Source organism: Macrococcoides goetzii (genome assembly GCF_002742385.2).
GTDB lineage: Bacteria > Bacillota > Bacilli > Staphylococcales > Staphylococcaceae > Macrococcoides > Macrococcoides goetzii.
Map to the genome: position 1 here is coordinate 48211 of NZ_MJBI02000008.1, position 13900 is coordinate 62110.

The 13900-nt window shown below is 33.8% G+C and carries 12 protein-coding genes; 3 read left to right on the plus strand and 9 right to left on the minus strand.

What is annotated here, in order from left to right; genetic code table 11:
* The first annotated feature begins 17 nt into the window (after positions 1-17).
* On the plus strand, positions 18-944 hold the full coding sequence (locus tag BFS35_RS11940) for a peptidylprolyl isomerase (protein WP_099576684.1): 927 nt from the start codon (positions 18-20) through the stop codon (positions 942-944).
* A 108-nt stretch (positions 945-1052) separates the two neighbouring features.
* On the opposite strand, the gene yhaM is transcribed toward BFS35_RS11940, so the two are convergent.
* From yhaM to BFS35_RS11980, 8 genes are all read right to left on the minus strand, one after another.
* Positions 1053-1994: a 3'-5' exoribonuclease YhaM gene (gene yhaM, locus BFS35_RS11945; RefSeq protein WP_099576682.1), complete on the minus strand. Its 942-nt coding sequence runs from the start codon at positions 1992-1994 to the stop codon at positions 1053-1055.
* Positions 1991-4915, minus strand: a complete 2925-nt coding sequence (locus BFS35_RS11950; RefSeq protein WP_099576680.1) for an ATP-binding protein — start codon at positions 4913-4915, stop codon at positions 1991-1993. Before BFS35_RS11950 ends, yhaM begins: the two co-directional genes overlap by 4 nt.
* A complete protein-coding gene (locus tag BFS35_RS11955; RefSeq protein WP_099576678.1) occupies positions 4912-6090 on the minus strand; it encodes a metallophosphoesterase family protein in 1179 nt (392 codons plus the stop codon). Before BFS35_RS11955 ends, BFS35_RS11950 begins: the two co-directional genes overlap by 4 nt.
* A gap of 96 nt (positions 6091-6186) precedes the next feature.
* Positions 6187-7650 carry a coproporphyrinogen III oxidase gene (locus tag BFS35_RS11960; protein ID WP_099576675.1) on the minus strand — a complete coding sequence of 488 codons (1464 nt, stop codon included), beginning with the start codon at positions 7648-7650 and terminating at the stop codon, positions 6187-6189.
* A 96-nt stretch (positions 7651-7746) separates the two neighbouring features.
* Complete coding sequence (locus BFS35_RS11965; RefSeq protein WP_099576673.1) at positions 7747-8115, minus strand: YlbF/YmcA family competence regulator; 369 nt, start codon at positions 8113-8115, stop codon at positions 7747-7749.
* Between the two features lie 67 nt (positions 8116-8182).
* Positions 8183-9313: a DUF445 domain-containing protein gene (locus BFS35_RS11970; protein ID WP_099576671.1), complete on the minus strand. Its 1131-nt coding sequence runs from the start codon at positions 9311-9313 to the stop codon at positions 8183-8185.
* Between the two features lie 86 nt (positions 9314-9399).
* The gene (xdrA, locus tag BFS35_RS11975; protein WP_099576668.1) at positions 9400-9864 is read right to left on the minus strand and encodes an XRE family transcriptional regulator XdrA; all 465 of its coding nucleotides are present in this window, start codon (positions 9862-9864) and stop codon (positions 9400-9402) included.
* 182 nt (positions 9865-10046) lie between these two features.
* Complete coding sequence (locus BFS35_RS11980; RefSeq protein WP_099576665.1) at positions 10047-11351, minus strand: dicarboxylate/amino acid:cation symporter; 1305 nt, start codon at positions 11349-11351, stop codon at positions 10047-10049.
* A 218-nt stretch (positions 11352-11569) separates the two neighbouring features.
* On the opposite strand from BFS35_RS11980, the gene BFS35_RS11985 reads away from it, so the two are divergent.
* Positions 11570-12445 (plus strand): cation diffusion facilitator family transporter, encoded by an 876-nt coding sequence (locus BFS35_RS11985; protein ID WP_099576663.1) that lies wholly within the window; start codon positions 11570-11572, stop codon positions 12443-12445.
* Between the two features lie 468 nt (positions 12446-12913).
* Here the strand turns inward: BFS35_RS11985 and BFS35_RS11995 are convergent, their stop codons facing one another.
* On the minus strand, positions 12914-13339 hold the full coding sequence (locus BFS35_RS11995; RefSeq protein WP_099576657.1) for a hypothetical protein: 426 nt from the start codon (positions 13337-13339) through the stop codon (positions 12914-12916).
* Positions 13340-13478: 139 nt separating this feature from the next.
* Between BFS35_RS11995 and BFS35_RS12000 the strand changes: the two genes are divergently transcribed.
* Positions 13479-13748 carry a GNAT family N-acetyltransferase gene (locus BFS35_RS12000; RefSeq protein ID WP_099576655.1) on the plus strand — a complete coding sequence of 90 codons (270 nt, stop codon included), beginning with the start codon at positions 13479-13481 and terminating at the stop codon, positions 13746-13748.
* Positions 13749-13900: the final 152 nt, after the last annotated feature.

A 13900-nucleotide genomic window follows, 5' to 3' on the forward strand; every position in this document is an offset into this window, starting at 1 on the left:
TAAAAAGGAGAATATGTATGACGAAACTTAAAAAAGTAATGCTACCTGCAGCATTATCTCTATCTGTTTTAGGATTATCTGCATGTGGCAATAATGGTGAAACTTTAATATCTTCTAAAGCTGGCGATGTTACTACATCAAACGTGATTAAAGAGATGGGCAAAACTGAAGTAGCTAACACAGCATTCCAAATTTTAATTGGCGATATTTTAAAAGATAAATATGGTAAAAAAGTAGACGCGGATAAGATTAAGAAATCTGTAGACGAAGAAATTAAAAAATACGGTGGCGAGAAGCAGTTCCTGCAAATTCTACAACAGCAACAACCAGGAATGACTGTTGAACAATATAAAGATACACGCGTGAATGATGAATACCGTAAAAAATTATTAGAAGATACAGTAAAAGTAACGGATGCAGATGTAAAAGAAAATGCAAAGAAAGCATCTCACATCTTAATTCAAGTGAAATCTGATTCGAATAAAGATGGTTTAAGTGATAAAGCTGCGAAAGCAAAAGCTGAAAAGATCTTAGCACAAGTTAAGAAAAACAAAGCTGACTTCGCTAAAATCGCTAAAAAAGAATCTGGTGATACAGGTTCTAAAGCAAACGGCGGCTCATTAGGCTATGTTGTTAAAGGACAAACAGTTGAACCGTTTGAAAAAGCATTATTTAAATTAAAAGAAGGCGAACTTTCTGGTTTAGTAAAAACTGACTTTGGTTACCACATTATCTTAGCGGATAAACAAGATGATTTCGATAGCCAAAAAAATAGTCTAAAAGAAAAAGTACGTCAAACTAAAATTCAAAAAGATCCTAAATTAATGGTTGATGCATACAAAAAGCTGCTTAAAGACTACGATGTCGATTACAAAGATAAAGACATTAAGAAAATCGTTGATGAGCAAATTTTAACAGCACAAGCACCAGAAGTAAGTCAGTAATTTGAAGAACATCTCTATCTTGGATAGGGATGTTTTTTTGATACTAAAAATCCCATGATATCAATAATTCCTTATTGATATCATGGGATTTTATTTTTCTAGAGCATATTAGTCCAGATTGATCGGTTTATAAAATTGTCTGTTCTCAAGTGCGAAAATGCGTTCTGAGAAATTACCCTTCTCTACTTTTTTCATATGCTTATCAAACATCTGCATACGTGCATCAATATTATCAATAAAGTTTAATATCTCCGCTTCTTTAACCATCGGCAATTTCGGTGAACCATATTCATATTTACCATGATGACTTAAGATTAAATGACGAAGCAACATAATTTCTTCTCCATCAATATTATGTTCACGCGCAACACTCGCAACTTCATCACTCATAATTGAAATGTGGCCTAATAGATTTCCCTCAACCGTATAACTTGTTGCGACTGGACCGGACAATTCTTTAACCTTACCCAGATCGTGCAGAATAATACCTGAATATAATAAACTCTTATTAAGTGATGGATAAATATCACATAATGCTTTCGCCTGCTTTAACATCGTCAGCACGTGATATAACAATCCTGAAACGAAGTTATGATGGTTGCTACTCGCAGCCGGGAATGTCATAAATTCATTTTGGTATTTCTTTAATAATAAACGCGTTACACGTTGTAACTTCGCATTCTCAATTTCTAGCAGATAGTCCATCAGCTCATTCATCATATCATCTTCACCAAGTGGTGCTGATTCTAAAAAGTGCTCAAGCTTCACACCATCTTCAGGTGTCGCTACTTTAAACTGATTGACCTTCATCTGTATTCTGCCACGATAATCAATGACATCACCTTTAATTCTTACTAAAGTTTCAGGTGTGAGTACTTTTATATCGTCTTCAGTAACAGTCCATACTTTCGCTTCCAGATCTCCACTTTTATCTTTAAGGTATAACGTTAAATAAGGCTTCCCTTGCCCTGTTACGCCTTGAATTGCTTTGTGAATTAAAAAGTAGTTATCTACAGAAGCACCCGGTTTTAATGTTTCAATGGTTCTCATTTTTTAACCTCCTTATTTATTCTCTCCAGTGTAATGGTATTTTTATTTGTAACCACAGTTGATCTATTACAAGTGTAATAAATAATTTGGTTAGATTTTAACTTCATCATATATTCTAATATACGCTCACGTCTCGTTCTATCAAAATGCACAAAAGCATCATCAATAATAATCGGGAACGGATAATATTTATTAAGCGACTGGATCAAGCTTAGTCGCAATGCAATATAGAGTATTTCTTTCGTTGATTGCGATAATTCTGTTGGATGGTAAACTTGACCATCGCTCGCTTTGACAACAAGATGTTGATCTTTATACAGCACTTGTATATATCTATCCTCAGTCAAATACTTAAATATCTCAGTTGCATCACTGATAACATATGGCAGTCTTTTTTCTTTAACAGCTTCAATATGTGCGTCAATCAATGTTTCAATGTAATTGACCGCCGTAAAATCATATATCAATGTATTTAATTGATTTTTCTTAATCTGTAATTCATATTTTAGACGGGATAAACTATCATCACTCTCAATTGTTTCCATCTGCTCGTGTATTACTGTTAATCTTTCATTCACTTGCGCTAAGTCTCGCTTTAACTGTTCAATATGTGCTTCAATAGCATTTTGTTGTGCTACTAAGTCAATTGTCGTAACATAACTTAATGCCGTATTATCATCATATGAGAAGCCTTGATCGGTAAGTGAGCGACTTAATTTATCAAACTGAGCTAAATCACGATGATAATCGTTAAATATTTTTTCCTGTGCATAATATTCTGGTTCATTGCTTACTTTAGCTTCATCAAAAAGCGTTTTGAGTTCCTTATTGAACTGTAATAATTGTTCCTGCATGATTGCTATCTCTTTATTTAACAGTGCTATTTGATCATTATTTTTGTTAAACTGAAACTTATTCTTCTCATCTTTCGTCTGCATCGTCTTTAAATCATGAAATAAGCTGTCGATATTCAAATCAACCGGTACTGTTTGTCTGAAGCGATTAAATGTTTCGTTAAATTGTAATATATGTTGCTCGGTAACTTTATGTTTACTATTCAACGTTTCTAATTCTATTGCCAATGCATTGATCTTATTAATTTGCTTGATGGCGAGTGTAAGTCGAGTTACCAGATAATCTTCCGGTAAATTCAGTTTTACTCTTATATTTTGTAAAGTTGAAGTCGATTGTTCAATACGCTTATTAATATCTTGTAAACTGTGATTTAACTGATGGTATCTATTTTTTTCGCGAGCTATTTCACGCTTACCTTCACTCATACGCTGTCTGATTAAGCGTTGTTCTTCCAGATCAAAGGATAAATCGAAGTTATCCTGCAAATCTTTTACTTTATGATTAAGATCCGTAACTTCCTGCGCTAAAGATTGATTGAAATGTAAATCTGGTTTTTTGTTCATCATTAACATGACGATTGTAATTACAGCTAACACACAAAATACGCTTAGCAAGATATATTGCGGTATGAGAAATGAATAGATTGCCCCACCGATAAACAATAACATCATCAACAACAGACTACCTTGCTGAAGTTTATATTGTTTTAACTGTCTCGCTTCAAAAGTGGCTGCTTCTTCTTTCATTGTATCGTAAAGCTTTGTTTTATCTATTAAATCTGTCTTACTCTTTTCAAGTTGTAAAGATTTTTCGAAACGTTCATCATGCACCTTTACATGTTCCAGATCATGAAGCGCCTGCTCTTTTTTTGCAATCGTATCTTTAACAAAATTAATCTCTCGATCTATCTGTGACTTTTCTAGTGAATCTTTTTCGAGTTGATTGATTGTTAAACTTGCTTGTTCATTTACTGATGGACCTGCATCTACGAGATGATACTCCTCCCAGCCAATATCTTTCATCAAAGTTGCCTGTTCGTTTGTCAGCTGATCGATCATCTTTGAATGGTGAGAAAGATCTGACTGATAGTTCCGATATGACTGTTCTTGTTTCAGCAAGTCATTCGATTGTTCTATTACCGTATTCTCCAGCAATTGTATCGTGCTGTTTTCTACTGTGAGCTGGTTGAGTCTTTCCTGACGTAGTTGTAAATCTCGATTAACTTGATGTTGCTGTTTTTTGAGTGCTTCAAATCGATCAATCCCCTGCTCAGGGAAAGTTGGTGGTGTGATATTCAACTTGTGTTCGAGTGCTTTCCATTCCTTCGCTTGATCGTGAAACGCGATTTCACGTTGTTTACGTTGTAATACTTGATTAAGTTCTTTAAGGTGTGTCTTATATTCAGCAGACTCACGTGTTAATTTATCTTGTTCAGATAGTAATGTATCATACGTTTCAAACAGAAGATCTTTTTGACGAATTTGAGACTCCAGAACTTGTAATGCTTCAGTTGCTTTATTTATTTCACCCGAAACGTCATCATTTAATAATCGTGATTTTTCTTGTTTGATATGTTCTGTCATTTGCGTAAACTCCGTACTGCCAAATGCTCCGGCTTGCAAAAGGTACGCCTGTAATTTATCTTCAGTCAGTTTTCGATGCACTTCCTGTAATCCTAATACATCGAACGAAAAAATATTTTTATACGTTTCTTTTGAAATATGGTTTAATAACTGATTTAACCAATGCACATCTTTTTGTTTGCCATCAAGCAATATTATCGCTTCTTCTTTTTGATGTACATAATTGCGTTCGATCGTTACTATCTCCCCTGATTGTAATTCAAGCGTCATCTTACCTCCGTACTGTGGTGAAAATCTCGGCTCAAGTCTCGGTTCATATTCTCCGTCTTTAGGAAAACCAAATAATAAAGCATGGATGAACGCCTGCATCGTTGATTTTCCAGTTTCATTCTCACCATAAATCTGAACAAAGTCTGAATGAATATCAAATTTTCGATGTTCTAATCTACCGTATCCATATATTTCAAGTGACCTTATCTTCATGATTCATCCCTCATCATTAACTTTAATCTTGACTCTCCGTGATTAAGTAACATTTGATGCACATCAAAACTTATATCATCTGCGTAACGTTCAACACTTGATCGCTGTATCGGTACACGTGCCTGGTTGAATAGCATTTCATTCTCTAAATGTTCTGTATTAAATTCACTGGCTAGCGTATGTACTTCAAATGTCTGCTCAAGCTCGATATCATCAATCCAGACAAATTGTGATTCATTTGATTCATACATTTGTACCTGCTTGAGAATGCTCTGTATTAAATGGCTATCAATTAATGTTTCAAAGGGATTGACAAGCTTTAACTGATACATACTTTTCCCTGAACTTCTTATACTGTTCTTAAAATCAGTAATATCCTGATAAATGGCATGTTTGCCGATTTCATTTAATGTTAACGTTACACGTTCAAAACGGATATGTTCTGTCGGTATAAATTTAACGTCAAGTGTTGTATGATCACCTTCAACAAAAAGATATCCTTTTCGACCGGTATCAGAGAAGTGTGTGCCTTGCATCTTGCCAGGATAATGGATTTCAGGCAGATCATTAAGTCGTTTCTTATATGGTAAATGTCCTAATGCCCAGTAATGATATAATTTTTCGTTTAAATCTTCTATTCTAAACTCTGTGGCATTGAAGCCTTTAATCTTATGATGTATGCCATGCAGCATTCCGATATGAATGGATTGATCCACTTCATTCACTGGATAACTGTCTAATTTATTTTCATATGTTGTTTGTTCTTTATAACTAAAGCCATGAATAAATACTCTTTGTCCATTATGCGTAATCAGTTCGTATGACTGTACATCTTCAGAGAATATAACTACATTATTCGGATACTTTGTATATGTCTTTTGGGATAAACTATCTTCAGTACCAGCAATGTAATACACGAAAATATGTGCTTTATTTAATCGTTCAAATTGCTGTTCAATAAATTTATCCGCTCTAATATTTCTATTTTTACTCGAATATAAATTCCCACTAATGAGTATAAAATCAACTTTCATCTCTATCGCATCATCAACTAAATTTTTGAAACTTTCAAAGGTTGCTCGGTATACATCCTGCATAATATGTTCCGGCAAGTTACTTTTCAATTCAAATGGCTCGTCTAGTAATAAGTCTGAACAGTGGATAAATTTTACCATAAACAGTACCTCACTTTTCTTGTTACATCATATTTTACATTAAATTATATAAAATTGTTAGACAAGTCGAAAAAAAGCACCTAAAGTGATTTCACATTAGATGCTTGTGTAACATTGCGTTAATTTTTCAATCTTTTTGTCAGTATAACTTTCATAACTATTGTTATATGATTTTGGGTCTTTTGGATTTAAAAAGTTTTCAATCTTACCGGTAACAGGATCGATGAGCTTGCTTGATGCACCACAACCGAGTCCAATAATACTTTGTACTTCTTCCATGATCAAAATATTATATAAAGAAGCTTCACCTTGTTTAGAATAACCTATGTTCTCAAGATTTCCAAGTATGTTTTTCTGACGATATAAATAATACGGAATATAATCATTTTCTATAGCAAATTGCCTTGTCATGTTCATCATATGAATGATTTCATCTCTTGGCGCTACCGGATACTTTGCTTTATTACGTGTCATCTCACTCGCTGTTTTAAAGCTTAACGTATGTACCGTTAATGACTCTGGATTTAATCTTTTCGTCTCGTGCAATGAGTTTTCCACTTCAACGCGTGTTTCATTTGGTAATCCGATAATTAAGTCCATATTAATATTGTTCATATGATGTGCGCGTGATAGATGAAACTTATCAATCGTTTCCTGTACACTATGATGTCGCCCAATTGCTTTTAAAGTAGCGTCTGTAAAGCTTTGTGGGTTAATACTAATGCGGTCGATATCATAATGATTAAGTACATTCAGTGTTTCTATATCAATCGTATCAGGACGTCCTGTTTCCACTGTAACTTCACGTACATGCGTCATGTCAAACGATGCGTATACTGTCTCAAGTAGTAACGATAGATCTTTCCGTTCAATCGACGTCGGCGTACCACCACCAAAGTATATAGAAGTCACTTTAATATCATTATCTTTTAACCATGCTGCAGTATGCTTTATTTCGTGTATCAATCCTACTAAAAATTCTGGCACCTGATCTTTAAATACACGTATTGCATATGCTGGGAATGTACAGTATGCACATTTAGTTGGACAGAAAGGAATTCCAATATAAATACTTACTTCACGTTCAAGCTGATAAAGATCAGGCATAGCAGTTAATTGTGTGTGTACGATATCTCTCATCAAGTCAATTTTCTCAGGAGAAATTAAATAATCACGCACTAATATTTTCGTAATTTCTTCATGCGTTAGTCCTTGTCTATAATATTTATGATATAGTTTTGTCGGTCTTATGCCAGTCAGTGTTCCCCAGCTTTGAACAATGCCTGTATGGTCAGTTAATATCGTAATCAAAGTCTCACCAAGTGCCTGTTTCATATCGCGCTTTGTAACACCGTTTCTTTTTGCAGATTGCGTATATGTTGTATCTTCGATTGTCATTGTTGTCGTAACGACCGTCTCATCTTTTTGCTCAATAAGAAGATTGATCTGATTATCTCCAACACCTTCAAATAAGTAGCTTTCTTCATAATACAGATTGATGATATTTTTAATATAGAGTTGAATTGATTCAAATTGTTCATGCTTTAAATAAAACTTCATTGTATCCCTCACAAAAAAATAAACAAAAAGCATATCACTTTTTGTTTATTTGATAATTTATTTAATTATTGTACTTGAAAGCTTAAATTTTAGCAATTAAGCTTCAGGCGTATCTTCAGTTTGTACGCCATATAATTCTTCTAAAGGTTTCATGATAACACGATTAATTTCCTGAATCATGAAGCTCATTTTTTGTTCTGCTTCCATTAATTTAGAAATGTTTTCGTCTTTTTCGATTAATTCAGCAGTTGACTGTGCTGCATTTAAATCGTCTTCAGTAATTTCCTGACCAGACATTTGTTTTTCCTGTAAATTTAACTGAATCTTTCTGAAATCATCAAAGATTTTCTTTGATTCAGGGTTATTGTTTACTGCAGAATAGTGTTCTTTAATCGCATTGTATTCGTCACTTTGACGTAATGCACTTTCTAAACGGTTTGCTTCATCATAAATATTAACTGACATAATCATTCTCCTTTGAATTTACACATAATTTAATTGTTCGTAATAAATATACCATAAACGGCGGTCATTATACAAAGAGAGCGATTACACCTTGTACTAAACCGATAATGCCTCCGAGTAAGAAGCCTAAAAATGTAATCATCTTTAATTCCTTGTTTGATATTTCAATAACGAGTCGCTCTAAAAAAGATAATTCGAAGTTATCAATCTGTTGTTTGACGATTTCAGCGATATGTACTTTCTCTAAAATTTCTGCAATATTATCTGATGTTTTAGAGATTGCATAATGTACAAATCTATCGCTACCTTCACCTTCCATATATTCAAAAGCCTTTGGTGCAAGTATGACGAGTGGTGTAGAGGTATAGCGTTTTAAGTCGACTTGAGCAATGATTTGCGCGATTAAATTTTCTTTAATCGTGTCTATTTCCTGATGACTGATAAAGTCAGACGGTTGTTTTGCTAACAACTGGTGATACTCACGATTCACTTCAGTAGCGATGATATTATTTAACTTTTCTTCTCTGCTTAATGCATTAAATTCTTTGATGACGCGATCTGCAATCATCTCTTTCGTCATAAACATTTGAATCATGCTAACAACGCGACCTTTTTCCATAAAGAAACGATCGATCATTTGCATCATATCATCATAACCTTTTGCAGAATTTACATAGTCACGTAATTTTTGCATGATCATTGGTGGCAGACTTTCAACTTGTGTATCTATCTTTCCACGTAAATCAACTGGTAATAAATTTGCTATCGGTTCATCTTTGTGCGTTAAAACTGCATGATCGATGACTTGAGAAAGTTGATAACGTAATTTCTCATTGCCAAGCGCACTTACATCTATATTAAAACGTTTAGCAAAGTCGTCGACTGAATATCGTCCTGTCTTTAACGTCTGAATTTGACGTACGATAAAGTTTTTAATAACCCCTTCTGTTTGCGGGGTCATCAACTTTTCTTTAAAGATTTCTGGTGTGAGTAAATGTTCTGTTACCATCTCTCCCATCTTAACTGACAGTTCGTTACGGCGTTTCGGAATGAGTCCAGGTGTAAACGGTAATTGTTTACCAAATAAAAATTTAGGTTCAAATGGTCTAAATAACATCTTTATTGCGATATAATTTGTAAATCCACCGATAAGTGCACCGATGAGTCCCATAAATAATACGATTAATACTGCGTTCAATATGCCACCTCTTTATTTTTAATACTTATTAGTTTAATACCTCTATATAAAAAAAACAAACGCTGGATAAGCGTTTGTTTAGTATATTATAAACTTACTAAATTTTCGTTTTTCTTCTTATTAAAGAACATTTCAGCTTCACGTGCTTTATTTGATCCATATAATGGTTGTGTTGAACCATCTAATACACGATAAAGATTAGAAATTTTGTTTTGTTGTAAAACGATGTCATGATCAGATTCAATCGTAGTCCACCATAATTCATTTTTGTTATCCTGATCCGGGTATGCACATGCACCACGTGAAATCACTTGAATCACTTCAAGTGGATCTCCACCTAAAGTATTTTGTAATACTTCTGAATCTCTGAATAATGCACATAATGAAACGCATGTTGTCCAGTTCGGTAATACACGTTCTTTCTCAATTTGAACTAACGTTTTCTTTGATAAGCCGATTGTCTGAGCCATAGTATCTTGTGTGTATCCCGCTTCGATACGCACCATTTTGAATTTCGTTTGAAGTAAATCTGTGAATTGCTGTTTATCCATTTTCTATACGACCTTTCTCTCTAAATATAAATTTATGTCAGTAAATGCTCTTAAAATATAAGTTGAAAAAATACACATTCATTTAAAGTGACTTTACCATCTTAATATAATTTACAAAAAATTAAAAGAGGAAACCCTTAAAAGTTTCCTCTTTTTTTAAAATTATTTTTTTAATGTCACAATTATGCAACTTTCATACCTTTTTTTGCTAAATAACGCTTTTCCTGTTCAGAAATTACAACTGCACAAGCAGCATCTCCAGAAATATTAACAGCTGTGCGCGTCATATCGAGCAGTCTATCTATCCCTAAAATAATTCCGATTGCAGCAGGATTTAATCCGACCGATGTCAGAACCATTGCAAGCATTACAAGACCAGCACCTGGCACCCCTGCAGTACCGATAGATGCTACGACTGCTATGACAACGACTGTCACCATCTGACCAAGCGTTAAATCTACACCTGAAATTTGAGAGATAAAGATTGTTGCAACACCTTGCATAATCGCTGTACCATCCATATTAATCGTCGCACCTAAAGGTTGTACAAAAGATGATATTTCTTTACGTACTTCTAAATTATCTTGTGCACATTCTAAAGAAATCGGTAATGTCGCATTTGAACTTGATGAACTAAATCCAACCGTCATTGCCGGTGCGAAACCTTTAAAGAACCAGATAGGATTTCTGCGTGCTAAGAAACTGACTGCACCACCATATACTAGAATCATATGTAAAAATAGACCTAATAACACAACGAAGAAATACATTGCAAGCTGTTTAATAGCACCAAACCCTGCATTCGTAAATGCTGTTGCAACTAAACCAAATGTTCCTAGTGGTGCGAAATACTGCATAATTGCTGTTACGATAAACATCAGTATTTCATTTGTCTGCTCAAACAGTAATTTTACTGCTGAAACTTTTTCGCGTAATGCAATCATTCCGATACCAATAAATATCGCAAACGTAATCACTTGCAGCATGTTTGTTTCACTCATCGCAAGTACAGGGTTTTTCGGAATTAAATTGATCAATGTCTGATCAAAAGTCTGGTTGGCTGGCGACCCTTCTGCTTCTGCCTCAGCAGCTTTTTTCTTCTGCTCTTCAGCATACGTTTTTACTTCATCACTGTTTAACAAATCACTTTTACCTTCACCTGGTTTAAATACTAAAGCAAGTGACATTGCAAGGGTGATAGCTAATGCAGTCGTTACTAAAAAGAATGAAATTGTCTTTAAGCCGATAGAACCTAAATGTTTAGGATCTCCTACACCAAGAACACCTAGTACAATAGAAACAAATACGACTGGTACAACAAGCATAAAGATAAGATTTAAGAATATTTGACCGATTACATTAAAGACATATTGATTAATCCACTTTACCCAGCTTGCATCCTGATATAAATTAAAGAATGAACCTATAGCAATACCAGCAATTAACGCAATAATAATCCTGACTGTCATGTTCCCTTTGATTTTCATAATATCCTCCTCAACAACTGAATTTTCCGACTATTACAAATAATTATAAAATATTTATTTTTGAATGTAAAATATAATTTTTATAATTATGAATTTTTATGAATAAAAAACTTATTTGTAATTACTATTACAAGCATATTATTTTTCATATGATTCACGGCAATTCACTAGATATTTCTTCACATTTGTTTGATAATAATAAGACATGATTTGAGAGGATGAAAAAAGTGCAGGTAAAAGATCAACTCGCAAAAGCTCAGCAAGGTGCAAAAGTCAGTATTATAATGTATGTATTGCTTACTACGATAAAATTGTTATTCGGTTATATGAATGGCTCACAAGCGCTTGTTGCCGATGGGTTAAATAACGCGACTGACGTTGTATCATCAGTTGCTCTGCTTATCGGACTTGCAATTAGTATGAAGCCAGCAGATGATAATCACAACTATGGTCACTATCGCTCTGAATATATCGGTTCACTCATTGCTGCATTCATTATGTTTGCAGTCAGCGTTCAGGTAATCCTTCAGGGCATTCGACACTATATCAATCAAGACTTTTCAACGCCATCCATTGAAACAGCAGTAGTAGCGATATTATCAGCGTTAGCGATGCTACTCGTCTATTTCTACAATCGGAATTTAGCGAAGAAAGTAGATTCCAGTGCATTAAAAGCAGCCGCTGCTGATAACCTGTCCGATGCGCTTGTATCACTTGGAACATTTGTAGGTATTGTCGGCGTATTTATGGGACTGCCCTTCTTAGATACAGTCGCAGCAATCGTAGTTGGCTTGCTAATCATGAAAACAGCAATTGAAATATTCTTTGAAACAGCTATTACATTAACAGACGGCTTTGATGCAGAAACACTTGATGAGATGAAGAAAATCGTATTAAATGTTGAGGATGTATTATCCGTTGAAGATATTAAAGGAAGAAATCACGGTGTCATGACATTTATCGATGTTACTGTAACAGTAGATGCAAATCTTACAGTGGCGGAAAGTCATGATATTACTGAACATATAGAACACGATATTAAAGAAGCATATGGTGCAATTGAAACAATCGTTCATTTAGAACCACATGAATAGGAAATGAATACAAAATGTATAAAACAAGGACAAAGCATCCATTATGCTTTGTCCTTTTCTGCGAGTATTTCTCTTAAATTCGATCTCTTTTCAAATCTATTATCGATTAATACACCAATTATGATGATAATGACAGCAAATATAAAGATGAGTAATGTGTATTGCTCCAGAAATAGAAAACATATAAATAATATTAAACAAAATAGATATGAAAGATATGTAAAAACATAAAAATAGCGACCATCTTTTCTTAATTGTTCTTCATCATAATTAATGCTCGTGTCATTTCGAAGTTTTTTCATATTGTGCTTAAAATATTTATTGAATTGTACTGCTCTGAGGAAAATCAAAATTGAAACAACAATAATATATAATATTTTTGAAAAATTATTATTATAAGTTAAATGAATAATTAATAATATATTCATGATAATAATAATTTTATTTTCATTTAACCATGCAATCAACTTATCCCTTTTCATTTAATAACTCACGCACCTCACTATGACGTTCGAAGTATTCATCAAACATAACAAGAACCAGAACAATGCCGCCGAAGACCATAATATAATTCCAGAGGTTACCCCATTCAATCATCATCACGACATAAACTAAGTAGAATGTAGCGAGTTTAAATAACACCGGTATTAACCAGACGATGAAATAATCAGTTTCTTTATTGATGAAATAATTAATATTCGTAATTTCTGTATGACGATACTCATTTATAATATAGACAGCAAGTTTAACAACGAAATAGAGCATAACGAAAGCAAGTACAATGAGAAGAATACGTTCTGCCCACATTTTTGGTAACCAGTCCTTCATAGCCATATAACTAATCATAAAAATCAATGTTAACCATTCATCCTTCGCCCACCATTTATCTATCATCAGCCAACCTCCCAATTTAAGTATTATTGTATACTTTTACCATTATCAATTCAATTAATATATGCTTAATTCTTTATTAAACCGGCTAATACATTTATACTTAATCTAAACAGAATTTATTAGGAGGAGTGTTATTATTATGATGACTGTAAATCATAAAGAAAATTTATTTTATATCGGTGATGTATCAAGCCCTAAAGCGCAAATGACTTATGTGCCGACTGGAGAAGATAAGATTATTATCGATCATACTGAAGTTAACGATGAACTACGTGGACAAGGTGCAGGTAAGATGATGGTAGAAGCTGCGGTTAAATACGCACGTCAAAACAACAAAAAGATTATCCCATTATGCCCATTCGCTAAAAGTGTATTTGATAAAACACCTGAATTTCAGGACGTATTATAAAAAAATCCAGCACTATGAAGATTATCATAGTGCTGGATTTTTTAATAATGTTAAACGTGTCCGATATATCACTTTTATCGGACAAGACGTCTTCGATTTATGCTATTCTGCTCTCAACGTGTCCGATATATCACTTTTATCGGACAAGACGT